This window comes from Escherichia marmotae, assembly GCF_002900365.1.
Lineage (GTDB): Bacteria > Pseudomonadota > Gammaproteobacteria > Enterobacterales > Enterobacteriaceae > Escherichia > Escherichia marmotae.
In genome coordinates this window covers 1,863,080-1,878,428 of the sequence record NZ_CP025979.1, presented here as the reverse complement: position 1 = coordinate 1,878,428, position 15,349 = coordinate 1,863,080, and the positions used below count along the sequence as shown (strand labels likewise).

The 15,349-nt window shown below is 52.5% G+C and carries 12 protein-coding genes and 2 pseudogenes; 5 read left to right on the top strand and 9 right to left on the bottom strand.

The window, feature by feature from the left end:
• Positions 1-18: 18 nt before the first annotated feature.
• From C1192_RS09830 to C1192_RS25880, 4 genes and pseudogenes are all read right to left on the bottom strand, one after another.
• On the bottom strand, positions 19-387 hold the full coding sequence (locus C1192_RS09830; protein WP_000360970.1) for an MmcQ/YjbR family DNA-binding protein: 369 nt from the start codon (positions 385-387) through the stop codon (positions 19-21).
• Positions 388-451: 64 nt separating this feature from the next.
• Positions 452-700 carry a DUF1158 domain-containing protein gene (locus tag C1192_RS09825; RefSeq protein WP_000682506.1) on the bottom strand — a complete coding sequence of 83 codons (249 nt, stop codon included), beginning with the start codon at positions 698-700 and terminating at the stop codon, positions 452-454.
• Positions 701-765: 65 nt separating this feature from the next.
• Positions 766-1,884, bottom strand: a complete 1,119-nt coding sequence (locus tag C1192_RS09820; protein ID WP_038355229.1) for a YbdK family carboxylate-amine ligase — start codon at positions 1,882-1,884, stop codon at positions 766-768.
• Between the two features lie 219 nt (positions 1,885-2,103).
• Positions 2,104-2,371: pseudogene (locus tag C1192_RS25880) on the bottom strand (hypothetical protein).
• Between C1192_RS25880 and C1192_RS09810 the strand changes: the two are divergent.
• Positions 2,304-2,489, top strand: a pseudogene (locus C1192_RS09810) (Hok/Gef family protein); the annotation flags it as partial. The pseudogenes C1192_RS25880 and C1192_RS09810 sit on opposite strands and share 68 nt — an antisense overlap.
• Before the next feature lie 125 nt (positions 2,490-2,614).
• Here C1192_RS09810 and entD read toward each other — a convergent pair.
• Both entD and fepA read right to left on the bottom strand, forming a co-directional pair.
• Complete coding sequence (gene entD / locus C1192_RS09805) at positions 2,615-3,235, bottom strand: enterobactin synthase subunit EntD (RefSeq protein ID WP_077633338.1); 621 nt, start codon at positions 3,233-3,235, stop codon at positions 2,615-2,617.
• Between the two features lie 174 nt (positions 3,236-3,409).
• Positions 3,410-5,650 carry a siderophore enterobactin receptor FepA gene (gene fepA / locus C1192_RS09800; protein ID WP_001034945.1) on the bottom strand — a complete coding sequence of 747 codons (2,241 nt, stop codon included), beginning with the start codon at positions 5,648-5,650 and terminating at the stop codon, positions 3,410-3,412.
• A 244-nt stretch (positions 5,651-5,894) separates the two neighbouring features.
• Here fepA and fes point away from each other — a divergent pair, with 244 nt between their 5' ends.
• The 4 genes from fes to wzz(fepE) all read left to right on the top strand — a co-directional run bounded on the left by fes (position 5,895) and on the right by wzz(fepE) (position 12,545).
• Positions 5,895-7,097 carry an enterochelin esterase gene (gene fes / locus C1192_RS09795; protein WP_001515944.1) on the top strand — a complete coding sequence of 401 codons (1,203 nt, stop codon included), beginning with the start codon at positions 5,895-5,897 and terminating at the stop codon, positions 7,095-7,097.
• A 2-nt stretch (positions 7,098-7,099) separates the two neighbouring features.
• Positions 7,100-7,318, top strand: a complete 219-nt coding sequence (locus tag C1192_RS09790; RefSeq protein ID WP_038355230.1) for an MbtH family protein — start codon at positions 7,100-7,102, stop codon at positions 7,316-7,318.
• Positions 7,315-11,196 carry an enterobactin non-ribosomal peptide synthetase EntF gene (gene entF, locus C1192_RS09785; RefSeq protein WP_038355231.1) on the top strand — a complete coding sequence of 1,294 codons (3,882 nt, stop codon included), beginning with the start codon at positions 7,315-7,317 and terminating at the stop codon, positions 11,194-11,196. Before C1192_RS09790 ends, entF begins: the two co-directional genes overlap by 4 nt.
• 215 nt (positions 11,197-11,411) lie before the next feature.
• Positions 11,412-12,545 (top strand): LPS O-antigen length regulator Wzz(fepE), encoded by a 1,134-nt coding sequence (gene wzz(fepE), locus C1192_RS09780; protein WP_001515946.1) that lies wholly within the window; start codon positions 11,412-11,414, stop codon positions 12,543-12,545.
• Here the strand turns inward: wzz(fepE) and fepC are convergent.
• Genes fepC through fepD form a run of 3 tightly spaced genes read right to left on the bottom strand, consistent with a single transcriptional unit; the run spans position 12,542 to position 15,347 of the window.
• Positions 12,542-13,357 (bottom strand): iron-enterobactin ABC transporter ATP-binding protein, encoded by an 816-nt coding sequence (gene fepC, locus C1192_RS09775; RefSeq protein WP_000140656.1) that lies wholly within the window; start codon positions 13,355-13,357, stop codon positions 12,542-12,544. The two genes, wzz(fepE) and fepC, sit on opposite strands and share 4 nt — an antisense overlap.
• Complete coding sequence (gene fepG / locus C1192_RS09770) at positions 13,354-14,346, bottom strand: iron-enterobactin ABC transporter permease (RefSeq protein ID WP_038355232.1); 993 nt, start codon at positions 14,344-14,346, stop codon at positions 13,354-13,356. Before fepG ends, fepC begins: the two co-directional genes overlap by 4 nt.
• Positions 14,343-15,347, bottom strand: a complete 1,005-nt coding sequence (gene fepD / locus C1192_RS09765) for a Fe(3+)-siderophore ABC transporter permease (protein WP_038355233.1) — start codon at positions 15,345-15,347, stop codon at positions 14,343-14,345. The genes fepG and fepD overlap by 4 nt, the downstream gene beginning before the upstream one ends.
• Positions 15,348-15,349 lie beyond the last annotated feature (2 nt).

The following is a 15,349-nucleotide window of genomic DNA, read 5'->3' as shown; positions in this document are numbered from 1 at the left end:
GCTCTATAGATTTACGTTTTAGCCTGGGCGCAGTCTTTTTTGATCGCGTTTGGCTAAGCCATCAACCACTAAATTCCATGAATCGTTGATCAGATCGCGAAGTAACGCTTCGGAGATTTCCTTGCCGGGATACACCGAAATCCAGTGCTTTTTATTCATGTGATATCCAGGCTTAATGTTCGGATATATCTGCTGATTTAACAGGGATTTTTGTGGATCGGACTTCAGATTTATGAAGGGGACGCCGCGCAGTTCTGACGACAGCATAAAAATCTTGCCGCCAATTTTAAAAACATCAAACTCCGGGCCAAACGGCCAGCAAAGCTCGACGAAAGGCAGCTCAAGCGCCAGGCGTTTCGCCGTTTCAAGCAGTGATTGCTTATCCATAAACTTTCCTTAAGGCGAAGGAGAATAAGCAAAGTATGCCGCGAACCGCGGCGATAATCGATGTTTAATCCGCCAGCGAGAACCAGCGTCGCCAGATAAATCTAAGAATAAAATATTCAATAGCGCCCAGCACTAAAAACCACAGACAAAATAACAAAGTGTAAAGCTGACTCAGATCCATCAGATGGAACGTGGCCATCAGTTTCTGTGCCAGCGTCAGCCCCAGCGCGGGGGCGGGCAGCAGCAGGCAAGAGAGGAAAGCCATCAACAAAATGCCTGCTGCGGCGGTCAAGGTTTCTAAAGGATGTTTCATAACATTGTTAAATGTAAGTTAAAACACCATTGTCAGGGATATTCTTCTGTAAGGCAATTCCCGACTTAGTCTCCGGCCCAAATCTCACAATGCTTTTTCACCAGCCCAATCAGCGAGCCGCCATCGGCAACGAAATCACGCATCAACTGTGCTTCATTCAGACCGCTGGCGACCTGGCGATGCAGAGCCTCAACCGCACTCGACGCACCAATTTTATGCGCAGAAGGGGCGATTTTTTCCAGCAATCGTAAGGTGTCTTCTGTTAGTGGCCGACGATCGCCGGTGTGTGGATCGGTAACAACGCCTTCCAGACCATAGCGGCAGGCCTGGAAACGGTTGAACTTATACAGCAGATAATCCTTTTCCTGATGCTTAAAAGGGCGTTCCGTCAGCAGCCAGTGAGCGGTGGACTGAATCAATCCCGCCATATTTATCGCATGGCTAAGGGTTAACGGGGTATCCATCACCCGAACTTCTACTGTGCCAAAATGAGGGCTGGGGCGAATATCCCAGTGCAAATCTTTAATGCTGTCGATCATCGTGGTGTAGCTCAGGCAGCGAAACAGGGCTTCGAATTGCTGCCAGTTACTGACCCACGGCATCGGACCATTATCGGGAAAGGCGGAAAAGATATTTGGCCGTGAGGAGACAAAATGGGTATCTGTTCCCTGCATATACGGCGACGCGGCAGAAAGGGCGATAAAGTGCGGCACAAAGCGCGATAAGCCGTGTAGCAAATAAATGGCGTCATCGCCACTGGCGCAGCCAACGTGAACATGCTGACCAAAAACAGTCGCCTGCTGAATGAGATAACCAAAGTGTTCCAGCGTCCGCTGATAGCGTGCCTTATCGCACACCTCCTGACGCTGCCATTTCTGAAATGGGTGCGTACCGCCACCGCAAATTTCCAGATGATTCTCCGCCGCAGCTTGCAGAACGACTTTCTGCATCGCTGAAAATTGCCCGGCAGCCTGGTTGATATCACGGCAAACACCAGTTGCCAGTTCCAGCATACTTTCGGTGATATCGTGCTTCACTTCCCCGGCGCTAATCTCACTTTTTACCGCATCAATTAGCGTTGAAGAGTCCTGACTAAGATCGTAGCCCGGCGGATTAACCACCTGCATTTCCAGCTCAATACCGAGGGTAAAAGGTTCAGAAATATGAAAATCGGGTAATGACATAGATTTCTCTTATGTGGGCGTTTTCGTTTCAGTATAGAAGTGGGCGCGGCTGGGCGAGATGCGGAAGTTCTGGAATGTTTCTTTTTTTGGTGATGATGAACTGATTGCTACTTACTACTGAAGCAATTTGGCTACTTTTGCAATGTGACAAGTTATGGCAGAGCTGGCTGGTGGCGAAGAATTTTGACGATTGGGGCGTACAGAAAAACTGGCTCAGCTTCAGTTGATCTGATGAATTGTGGAAAGCCCGAAACAGGATTTACTGTATAAACAAACAGTTATTTTGCTAAGGAAGGGTAAGATAACCGCGGGTGCCTGAAGCTTTCCGGTTTCAGGTTTACTCTGAGGTCTGGAAAGATGAAGCCCAGGAGATATTTCTATCAACCCTGGGGCTACCTACCCAAACCTGAACAATTTGGATGCTAGTCCCTTCTTCGCATGGAGGCAATATAAACACGCTGACGAAATATGCCCTTGTGGCAGTCATAGTACTGTGTTTGACGGTACTGGGATTTACGCTTCTGGTCGGAGACTCGCTGTGTGAGTTCACCATAAAGGAACGTAATATTGAGTTTAAGGCTGTTCTCGCTTACGAACCGAAGAAATCGCCGCTGTGCGGGGAGAAATCCCTGCATATCCGGTTGTCAGGTCAGGAATGGTAGGGCACCTGCTTTACACTTTCGCCCGCGCTCAGTGATGGCTGCGGGCGAGCCACAGCAAGAGTTATCCATTAATCGTGTTGGCACAGCGTTATGATGTGTTTTCCTCTTATCTGCCAGTGCACAGCAAACATCTCGTCCTCCCAACGAATAATGATTCGCTGTTTATTCCAGTTAACCACCTGATAATTTAGAAATCCTGCGTCGGTCTGTATCTTGCTTGCCTTAAATGCACTCTCTTTTGCTGAAAATGCCAGTGTAAGTGCCACAGGGAAAGGTAAATTGCAGCCTGTAATAAACTCGCGTTCAGTGGGGGTAATGATGTTATCTGTCAATTCTCTGGCTGTGTGTGCAGAAAAAATTTCTTCGATATCCACACCAATCGGTTGGTGAGAGACGATTGCTATAGCCGTATCCCCGCAGTGACTAATACTGCCGTATAAGCCCGTAGGCCAAAGTGGTTGGCGATGTTCACCGATTGCGGGCACACATTTATAGCCATATCCCCGCAACGCATGAACAGCAGCAATCCGTCCGGCTAAATGTTCGGCTTTGCGTTTACGTCCGGCATGTTGCAGTTGTGCGTAATGCGGCAGCCAGAACAAATCCTGCTCGTGAAAACTTGCAGGATCGAACTCAACAATGTGCAGCGTATGTCCGGCAAAGGGAAGGGAGGTATGCGTGGTTTTCATTTCGCCCATATTAGAGACTGATGACAAACGCAAAACTGCTTGATGCGCTACGCTTATCAGACCTACGTGGTTCTGCAATATATTTGAATTGGCAAGATTTTGTAGGCCGGATAAGTCGTTCACGCCGCATCCGGCATGAACGACACGCCCTTTGTCAACAATCTGACGTTAGTATCAGAAGTGAGTATTAATGCTCATATACCATGTCCGTCCTGGTTCGTTATAGGTATACGCGCCAGCACCTGCGATATAGTTCGCACCGGCAAGATCACCCGTGGTCTGGGCATTCCCTTCACGCCACAAACGCTTGTCGAACAGGTTATCCACGCCGCCAGTCAGACTGACGTTCTTCGTCACGTCCCAGGTCGCACTCAGGCCAACAATACTGTACGGGCTAATCTCTTTGGTTTCCGGGCCAACCGCTGGCTGGCCTTTGTAGTTATATTTCTTCGGCTGCTGTTTGCCATACCAGGTGAAGGTGGTTTGCATCGACAAATCTTCCCGCGCCTGCCAGCTCAGCGTTGAGTTCAACGTATATTCCGGGATGATCGACAAACGGTCTCCCGTGGTTTTGTTTTCACTCTTCAGCATATAAGTGATGTTGTTGGTCCACATCACCGTCTCGCTAACCGGCACGTTTAACGATCCTTCCAGACCTTCAACCACCGCTTTCGGCACGTTATCCCACTGATAGAGATCGGTGCCTGCCGCATTTTTCCCTACAGCCACATAGCCCGCTTCAATCTTGTTGCGATAGTCGTTACGGAACCAGGTCACGCCCGCCAGCCAGCCGTCGCGTTTGAATTCCAGACCAATCTCTTTGTTGATGCTGGTTTCTGCTTTCAGGTCATCGTTACCTTGTAGATAGCAGCCGCCTGCGCTGGCATAGCAGCCCTGACCTTTACTGTAGAGAATGTAGTTCGGGTTAGTCTGATACAGGCTCGGCGCTTTATAGGCGCGTGCGATACCCATTTTCAGCGTGAAGTCATCGCCTAAGCCTTGCGATACGTTTAACGCCGGGCTCCAGTTATTACCGACAATGCTGTGATGATCGAAACGCAGCCCCGGCGTTACGATGGTGCTGTCGGTCAGTTCTATATTGTCTTCTGCAAACAGCGAGAAAATTTCTGCTTTTGAATATGGGCTACGGTCGGTGGCACTCACACCATCAATAGCACCGCCGGTATTCGTTCCGGTCAGCGCCTGGGTGTTGGAACTCAAGTCCTTCATCCGCTGCTGATTCCACTCCGTACCCAGCGTCAGCGTCTGGTTAACGAAGAAATCAATCGGCAGGTTAACTTCGCTATGCAGCATCACGTCATCGAGATCGATATCGACGAAATCCTGCGTCGCTTTTTCGTTAAATTTTCCTTCGGTGCCGCCCGCCAGACCTTCCGGGATACGCGAGTTACGGGTGTGTTCATACTGCACCCAGTTGCTGGTGGTCACACCGTTATCCCAGCCGCCGTTCCAGGTCAGCGAGTAGTTCTGGCGATAGAGACGGTTGGTTTCATCGCCGTATTTAGAGCGAGTGTAAGCGTCAGAGTTGGTGTTCTGGGTATCGCCCGCATACAGGTTGCCCTGGCGGCTGTAACCTGCTTCCAGTTCCAGCGATTGCAGCGGTGCGAAGTCCCAGCGAACTACGCCGTTAATGTCTTTGTTGATCACCCCTTCGCGCCCGGCTGGTAGGGTAGTTGCATAGGTTCCTGCACGTGCGGACTGATGACCTTTGTTAATATCCCACGCGTCGGCCTGCGTTTTGTCGAGGTTGCCGTACAAACGGAAGCTGAACTCGTCGCCCAGTGGACCGGTGAGGCTGAAGTTGGTGCGTTTGGTGGCACCTTCCTCTTTATGTTCAGGGGCATTGAAATAAGCATCCCAGGAACCGTGCCACTCGCCACTGCCTTTTTTGGTGATGATGTTAACCACGCCACCTGCCGCACCGTTACCGTAACGGGCCGCCGCCGGACCACGCAAAACTTCAATACGTTCGATCATCTCAGGTGGCACCCAGGAGGTATCGCCACGGGTATCACGCTCACCGCGCCAGCCCTGACGCACCGAGTTGCGGCTGCTGACCGGTTTACCGTCAATCAAAATCAGGGTGTTTTCCGGACCCATGCCGCGAATATCAATCTGGCGGTTATTACCGCGCTGACCGCTGGTGGAGTTACCCGTCAGGTTTACGCCTGGCATGGTACGGATGATTTCCGATACATCGCGGGCCACCGGGTTTTTGCGGATTTCATCTGCGGTGATGGTCGAAACGCCGGGAGCCTGCAAGTTCTGTTCGGCGGCGGTCACGACAATGGTATCGTCCTGTGAAACAGGGGTATCGGTTGGCTCTTGTGCCTGCGCTACTCCATAAATCCCCAGATTGACCAACAAGGCCAGGGAATGAATCTTCTTGTTCATTGTTTTTTTTCCTGCATTTTTGCCACGAATTCCAACGGTCTAAAGAGACGTAAGCTGGATTGATGTCGCCCGTCACTGCGAAAACCTTTGATTCCTGAAAGACACGCAGTGCAGTTGGTTAATTAATGCCCGCGCTTGACATAGCGCGCCAATACGCTATTGCAAATGCAAATAGTTATCAATAATATTATCAATATATTTCTGTAATCAATGAAAAAATTCACAATAAACATAAGGTTATGATGTGACGGCGTTAAAGGTGGGAAGTGATAGCTGGTGGCAGTCGAAACATGGCCCGCAATGGCAGCGTCTTAATGACGAAATGTATCAGGTCACTTTCTGGTGGCGTGACCCACAAGGTTCTGAAGAACGCTCAGCGATAAAGCGCGTATGGGTCTATATCACTGGTGTTACCGATCATCATCAGAACAGCCAGCCCCAGTCGATGCAACGCATAGCAGGCACCGATGTCTGGCAGTGGACGACACAACTTAATGCCAACTGGCGCGGCAGCTACTGTTTTATTCCCACCGAACGTGCTGACATTTTTTCTACACCATCACCAGATCGCCTCGAATTACGCGAGGGATGGCAAAAATTACTCCCTCAGGCGATAGCCGATCCGCTGAATCCGCAAAGCTGGAAAGGAGGGCGAGGGCACGCTGTTTCCGCACTCGAAATGCCGCAAGCGCCCCTGCAACCTGGTTGGGATTGCCGGCAAACGCCAGAAAATTCAGCCAGGGAAATTACCTGGAGAAGTGAACGGCTGGGAAATTCACGCCGTGTATGGATTTTTACCACCGGCGATGTACCAGCCGAAGAGCGTCCGTTAGCCATTCTGCTCGATGGTGAATTTTGGGCGCAAAGCATGCCCGTCTGGTCGCCGCTGACTTCGTTGACCCGCCGTCAGCAACTTCCACCTGCTGTGTATGTGTTGATCGATGCCATCGACACCGCGCACCGTGCACGCGAACTTCCGTGTAATGCTGATTTCTGGCTGGCAGTACAGCAAGAGTTATTACCCCTGGTGAAAGCCATTACCCCTTTCAGCGATCGTGCTGATCGTACCGTGGTCGCCGGGCAAAGTTTTGGCGGCCTTTCAGCCCTGTATGCCGGACTGCACTGGCCTGAACGTTTTGGCTGTGTATTAAGCCAGTCGGGATCGTACTGGTGGCCGCATCGGAGTGGGCAGCCGGAGGGGCAACTGATCGAACAGCTTAAATCAGGCGATGTTAGTGCTGAAGGCTTGCGCATAGTGCTGGAGGCCGGGATTCGCGAACCGGTGATTATGCGAGCTAACCAGGCGCTGTATGCACAATTACAGACCACACAACAATCCATTTTCTGGCGTCAGGTTGACGGCGGACATGATGCGCTTTGTTGGCGCGGCGGTTTGATGCAGGGGCTAATCGACCTCTGGCAACCGCTTTTCCATGACAGGAGTTGAATATGGCACTCAGTAATCCCTTCGATGATCCACAGGGAGCGTTTTACGTTTTGCGCAATGCGCAGGGGCAATTCAGTCTGTGGCCGCAACCGTGCGCGTTACCGGCGGGTTGGGACGTTGTTTGTGAACCGCAGTCGCAGCAAACTTGCCAGCAGTGGCTGGAAGCTAACTGGCATACACTGACACCCGCGAATTTCACCCAGCCGCAGGAGGCGCAATGAGTCAGCATTTACCTTTGGTTGCAGCGCAATCTGGCATCTGGATGGCAGAAAAACTGTCTGATTTACCTTCCGCCTGGAGCGTGGCGCATTACGTTGAATTAACCGGAGATATTGATGCGCCATTACTGGCCCGCGCGGTGGTTGCCGGGGTAGCACAGGCTGATACGCTGCGGATGCGTTTTACGGAAGATAACGGCGAAGTCTGGCAATGGGTCGATGACGCGATGACGTTCGAACAGCCAGAAATTATCGACCTGCGTACCAACATTGATCCTCACGGTACTGCGCTGGCATTGATGCAGGCTGATTTACACCAAAACCTGCGCGTCGATAGCGGTAAACCGCTGGTGTTTCATCAGCTCATTCAGATTGCGGATAACCGCTGGTACTGGTATCAACGTTATCACCATTTGCTGGTTGATGGCTTCAGTTTCCCGGCGATTACCCGCCAAATTGCCAACATTTACTGCACATGGCTGCGGGGCGAACCAACGCCTGTTTCGCCGTTTACTCCTTTTGCTGAAGTGGTGGAAGAGTACCAGCAGTACCGCGAAAGCGACGCCTGGCAGCGTGATGCAGCATTCTGGGCAGAACAGCGCTGTCAGTTGCCGCCGCCAGCTTCACTCTCTTCCGCACCTTTGCCTGGGCGTAACGCTTCGGCGGATATTCTGCGCCTGAAACTGGAATTTACTGACGGTGAATTCCGCCAACTGGCTACGCAATTACCAGAGGTACAACGTACCGATCTGGCTCTTGCACTGGCAGCCTTGTGGCTGGGGCGATTATGCAACCGCATGGACTATGCCGCCGGATTTATTTTTATGCGCCGCCTGGGATCGGCGGCGTTGACGGCAACCGGACCTGTGCTCAACGTTTTGCCATTGGGTATTCACATTGCAGCGCAAGAAACGCTGCCGCAACTGGCAATCCGGCTGGCAGGGCAGTTGAAAAAGATGCGCCGCCATCAACGTTATGATGCGGAACAAATTGTGCGTGACAGCGGACGTGCGGCGGGAGAGGAACCGCTTTTCGGCCCGGTACTCAATATCAAGGTATTTGATTATCAACTGGATATTCCGGGCGTGCAGTCGCAAACTCACACCCTGGCAACCGGCCCGGTTAATGACCTTGAACTGGCGCTGTTCCCGGATGAACACGGTGATTTGAGTATTGAGATCCTCGCCAATAAACAACGTTACGATGAGTCAACGTTAATCCAGAACGCTGAACGCCTGAAAATGCTGATTGCGCAATTTGCCGCGGATCCGACGCTGTCGTGTGGCGATGTCGATATTATGCTGCCAGACGAATATGCTCAGTTGGCGCAGATCAACGCCACCCAGGTCGATATTCCTGAAACCACACTGAGCGCGCTGGTGGCAGAACAGGCAGCGAAAACGCCGGATGCTCCGGCTCTGGCAGATGCACATTACCAGTTCAGCTATCGGGAAATGCGCGAGCAGGTGGTAGCGCTGGCTAATCTGCTGCGTGAGCGCGGCGTTAAACCCGGCGACAGCGTAGCGGTGGCATTGCCGCGCTCGGTCTTTTTGACCCTGGCATTACATGCGATTGTTGAAGCAGGCGCGGCCTGGTTACCGCTGGATACGGGCTATCCGGACGATCGTCTGAAGATGATGCTGGAAGATGCACGCCCGTCGTTGTTAATCACCAGCGACGATCAACTGCCGCGCTTTAGCGATGTAGCAAATTTAACCCGCCTTTGCTATAACGCCCCACTTACCCCTCACGACAGTGCGCCACTGCAACTTTCGCAGCCGCACCACACCGCTTATATCATCTTTACTTCCGGTTCTACCGGCAGGCCGAAAGGGGTGATGGTCGGGCAGAAGGCTATCGTTAATCGCCTGTTATGGATGCAAAACCATTACCCGCTGACAGGTGAAGATGTCGTTGCTCAAAAAACGCCGTGCAGTTTTGATGTCTCAGTATGGGAATTTTTCTGGCCGTTTATCGCTGGGGCAAAACTGGTAATGGCAGAGCCGGAAGCGCACCGCGATCCGCTCGCTATGCAACGGTTTTTTGCCGAATACGGCGTGACGACCACACACTTTGTACCGTCGATGCTGGCGGCGTTTGTTGCTTCGCTGACAGCGGAAACCGCTCGCCAAAGTTGCGCGACGTTGAAACAGGTGTTCTGTAGTGGCGAAGCATTACCGACCGATTTATGCCGTGAGTGGCAGCAATTAACCGGCACGCCGTTACATAATCTCTACGGCCCTACAGAAGCGGCGGTGGATGTGAGCTGGTATCCGGCCTTTGGCGATGAACTGGCGGCGGTGAGTGGTAGCAGCGTACCGATTGGCTATCCGGTCTGGAACACGGGGCTGCGCATTCTTGATGCGATGATGCATCCAGTACCGCCGGGTGTTGCGGGAGATCTCTATCTCACCGGCATCCAACTGGCGCAGGGTTATCTTGGACGACCCGATCTCACAGCCAGCCGTTTTATTGCCGATCCGTTCGCTCCTGGTGAACGCATGTATCGTACTGGCGATGTGGCTCGCTGGCTGGAAAATGGCGCGGTGGAGTATCTCGGGCGCAGTGATGATCAGCTAAAAATCCGTGGTCAGCGTATTGAACTGGGTGAAATCGATCGCGTGATGCAGGCGCTGCCAGATGTCGAGCAGGCCGTTACCCACGCTTGTGTCATTAACCAGGCGGCAGCAACCGGCGGTGATGCGCGTCAGTTGGTGGGGTATCTGGTGTCGCAATCAGGTTTGCCGCTGGATACCACTGCACTGCAGGCGCAATTGCGCGAAACATTGCCGCCGCATATGGTGCCTGTAGTTCTGCTGCAACTTGCGCAGTTGCCGCTCAGCGCCAATGGCAAGCTGGATCGCAAAGCTCTGCCGTTGCCGGAACTAAAAGCCCATACGTCGGGACGTGCGCTGAAAACGGGCAGTGAATCGATTATTGCTGAAGCGTTTTCGTCATTACTGGGTTGTGACGTGCAGGATGCCGACGCTGATTTCTTCGCTCTTGGCGGTCATTCGCTACTGGCGATGAAACTGGCAGCGCAGTTAAGTCGACAGTTTGCTCGCCAGGTCACACCGGGGCAGGTGATGGTGGCATCAATCGTCGCTAAACTGGCAATGATTATTGATGGCGGAGCAGAAAACGCCCAGCGTCTGGGATTTGAAACCGTTCTTCCACTGCGTGAAAGCAATGGCCCGACGCTGTTCTGTTTCCATCCGGCGTCCGGTTTTGCCTGGCAGTTTAGCGTGCTCTCGCGTTATCTCGACCCACAATGGTCGATTATCGGTATTCAGTCACCGCGCCCCAATGGCCCCATGCAGACGGCGACAAACCTGGATGAAGTATGCGAAGCGCATCTGGCAACATTACTGGCACAACAACCTCGTGGCCCTTATTACTTGCTGGGTTATTCGCTGGGCGGTACGCTGGCGCAGGGTATCGCGGCGCGACTGCGTGCTCGTGGCGAACAGGTAGCATTTCTTGGTTTGCTGGATACCTGGCCACCAGAAACGCAAAACTGGCAGGAAAAAGAAGCCAACGGTCTGGATCCGGAAGTGCTGGCGGAGATTAACCGCGAGCGCGAGGCGTTCCTGGCGGCACAGCAGGGAAGTACTTCAACGGAGCTGTTTACCTCCATTGAAGGCAACTATGCTGATGCGGTGCGATTGTTGACCACTGCTCATAGTGTGCCATTTGATGGTAAAGCCACGCTGTTTGTTGCTGAGCGTACATTACCGGAAGGTGTCAGCCCGGAGCGCGCCTGGTCACCGTGGATTGCAGATCTGGATATTTATCGCCATGATTGCGCGCACGTGGATATTATATCGCCAATGACGTTTGAAAAAATCGGGCCAATAATTCATACGATACTAAATAAATAACTTTATCTTAAATACAAATCCATAATTATGATAAATAATTATGGATTTTATTATTTGTCATATTAATACCCCCTGAGTGGATTGACTGAAAATGCTCCAAATATTGCGTTCGTGCGTGTAATTTACAAACTTCAGCTTCGGATAATTCTCACCAACTGGTAAAGTGAGCGCTATGGAGATTTACTCATATTGGACTCATTTTCAGGTTATACCGCATGTCATCACTGAATATTAAGCAGGGAAGTGACTCTCATTTTCCCGATTATCACTTGGCGTCGCCCAGTAATAATGAAATTGATTTACTTAATCTAATCGACATTTTATGGCAGGCAAAAAAAACGGTCATGGCAGTCGTTTTTGCGTTTGCCTGCGCAGGTTTACTTATCTCTTTCATCCTGCCGCAAAAATGGACCAGTTCGGCTGTCATCACCCCCGCAGAGGCTGTTCAGTGGCAAGACCTGGAGAAAACTTTCACTAAACTCCGCGTGCTGGATCTCGATGTCAATATCGACCGCGGCGGTGTTTTCAATCTTTTTATTAAAAAGTTTCAGTCGGTTAGCTTACTGGAAGAGTATCTGCGTTCATCACCTTATGTTATGGACCAACTAAAAGAGGCGAAAATCGACGAACTGGATTTGCATCGCGCTATTGTCGCATTGAGCGAAAAAATGAAAGCGGTTGATGACAATGCCAGTAAGAAAAAAGATGAGCCGACACTTTATACTTCCTGGACGCTAAGTTTTACCGCGCCCACCAGTGAAGAAGCCCAGACCGTTCTGGCAGGGTATATCGATTATATATCTACGTTGGTGGTGAAAGAGTCGCTAGAAAATGTGCGTAATAAACTGGAAATTAAAACCCAGTTCGAAAAAGAAAAACTGGCCCAGGATCGGATTAAAACCAGAAACCATCTTGATGCAAATATTCAGCGCCTCAATTATTCACTCGATATTGCTAATGCGGCAGGAATTAAAAAACCCGTTTACAGTAATGGTCAGGCAGTAAAAGACGACCCTGAGTTCTCTATTTCTCTCGGCGCAGACGGTATTGAGCGTAAACTGGAAATTGAAAAAGCAGTCACTGATGTTGCCGAACTGAACGGTGATTTACGTAATCGCCAGTATCTTGTTGAGCAATTAACAAAAGCAAATGTCAGCGATGTCAATTTTACGCCGTTTAAATATCAGTTGCGTCCGAGTTTGCCGGTGAAAAAAGACGGTCCTGGCAAAGCGATTATTGTGATCCTTGCCGCGTTGGTCGGCGGTATGGTTGCGTGTGGCAGCGTGCTTTTGCGCCATGCAATGGCATCCAGAAAACAGGATGCCATGATGGAAGGCCACTTAGTTTAAATCTTCGCGGTTGAAGGTGCCGTTCGTCCGAGCGGCACCACCAATGGTGTTCCTGCCACGGGATCATCAATAATCATGCAGCGCAAACCATAGATACGCTCAATTAATTCGGCAGTGACAATCTCCTTAGGTGCACCCTGGGCGATAATTTTTCCTTCTCGTAGCGCAATCAAATGGCTGGCGTAACGACAGGCCTGGTTGAGATCGTGCAGCACCGCAGCCAGCGTATAGCCTTTCTCGCGGTTTAGTTCACTGAGCAACTCCAGCAAATCAATCTGATGACTGATATCCAGCCAGGTCGTTGGCTCATCGAGCAACATAATCGCCGTTTCCTGGGCCAGCACCATCGCGATCCACGCTCGCTGTCGTTGCCCACCGGAGAGGGTATCCACGCTTTGATTCGCCAGATGAGTAATTCCCGTGGCCTGCATCGCTTTTGTAACCGCCTCTTCATCTTCTTTCCGCCAGCGGGTAAACAACGGCTGATGCGGATAGCGCCCACGCGCTACCAGCTCCTGAACGGTGATGTCGCCCGGCGTGGTAGCGTTTTGCGCCAGCAGACCAATCCGGCGTGCGACCTCTTTACTGGCGAAACGTTGAATCTGTTCGCCATCCAGCCAGACATGCCCGTGAGCGGGTGTCATCAGACGGCTTAACGTGCGCAGCAACGTGGATTTACCGCAGCCGTTTGGCCCGATAATCGCCGTGAAATGACCGTCAGGGATCTCTACGGTCAGATTTTCCGCAACGGTATATTTGCCATATCCCAGGGTTAACTGCTCGCCGCGCAAACGGGCTACTGATTCGGTCATTTTTTGCGAGACTCCTGAATTAACAAGACGATAAGGTAAATACCGCCGAGGCTGACGGTGACGACGCCAACCGGAAGTTGATACGGCATAAACAGTTGCTGAGCGCAGAGGTCTGCTGCCAGCAGTAACAGCGCGCCACATAGCGCCGCCTGGGTCAGCCCCCAGCGAGCGGTGCCGCTAATGCGTCGGGCAATATGCGGCGCGACCAGCGCAATAAAGGAGATCGGCCCCGCCAGTGCAGTTGCAGCAGCGGTAAGCACCACCGCCACCAGCATCATTAACAGACGCGAGCGTTCGACGCTGACGCCCAGCGCGCAGGCGGTATCATCGCCCATCTCCAGCAAGCGCATCCGCCTTACCAGCAAGGCTGCGGCAATTAACATCAAAATAATGATTGGCGCGGAAGGCCAGGTTTTCGCCCATGTCAGGCCGTTGAGCGAGCCGGCATTCCACAAACCCGCCGTTAGCGCCGTCTCTAATGAGGCTTTAAGCAATAGCCAGGTATTAAAGGCCACCAGCATGGCGCGAACACCGATACCGATAATAATCAGGCGAAAGGTGTCGATACCGTTACGCCAGGCGAGCAGCCAGACCAGTAGTGAAGTGACAATGCCCCCCGCCATTGCTGCCAGGGCGATAGCCGTCAGGTCCTGACCAAACAGTACCATCGCCACCAGCACGCCGCTCCACGCCCCGGTGTTAAAGCCCATCACGTCAGGGCTGCCGAGTGGGTTACGCATCAGCGACTGAAAAATAGCGCCGCTGACGCCCAGCGCCGCGCCAATTAACAGCGCCATCAGCACGCGCGGTAAGCGCCATTCGGTGACGACCATTGTCATACTGTGGGGAGCATCATCCATCAGCGCGGCGAATACCTGCGATGTTTCCAGTGTCACAGCACCACTGCGTAATCCCCAGATGCCCGCCACGATACAGGCGGTAATCAGCAACAAACAGGTTATGAGTAATCTGCGAGAGACGTAAATCATGCGCCACCTCGCGTTTTACGTCGGACGAGGAGGATTAATACCGGTGCGCCAATAAAGGCGCTGACCACGGAAACGCGCAGCTCGCCGGGCACAATCACACGCCCGATGATATCGGCAAACAGCAGCAGGACAGGCGTGGCGAGTAGTGTAACGGGGAGTGACCAGCGATGATCTGCTCCTACCAACCAGCGCGCCATATGCGGCATCATCAGGCCAATAAAGGCAATCGGACCCACCACTGCCGTCGCACTACCGCAAAGCACGGTAATCGCCAGCAGACCAATCAACTGTGTGCGCGCTACGCGGCTACCCAGCGCCGTCGCGGTGTTGTTTCCCAGACTTAAACTATTCAACGCACGACTCAGTAAGAGTGCGGTTGCTCCGGCGATCAGCACCGGGAGCAGCACCACTTTTAAGGTATGGAGGTTGCGAATATCCAGTGAACCGGCTTGCCAGAAACGCAACTGATCGTAGACGTCAGGATTAAGCAGGGCGATGCCGCTGGTCAGCCCTTCCAGCACCGCCGCCAGCGCCACGCCCGCCAGGGTTAAACGCACCGGACTTAACTGCCCGCCGCCCTGGCTGCCGGTAAAGGCAACAATTAACGAGGCCACCAGCGCGCCAGCGAAAGCCATCGCCAGTTGTTCCTGGGCGGAAGAGTAACCAAACAGCGCTGCGCCGAGCACAATGGCAAAGCTGGCTCCGGCGTTCACGCCAAGCAAACCGGGATCGGCAAGCGGGTTTCGGGTGAGGGTTTGCATTAACGCCCCGGCAAGGCCAAGCGCTCCGCCCGCCAGCAATCCGGCAAGGGTGCGCGGCAGTCGCGCGTCGAGCACGATGGTGCAGTCGGCGCTCTGGCAGGTGCCGGAGAGTGCCTCCAGGACCACGGAGGCGGGGAGTGATTTTGCCCCAATGAGCAGGCTTAATGCCGTCGCGATAATCAGTAATAACAGCAATCCGGGCACGGCAATGGCGCGTGTCACGGCAACAGAACCAGACATAC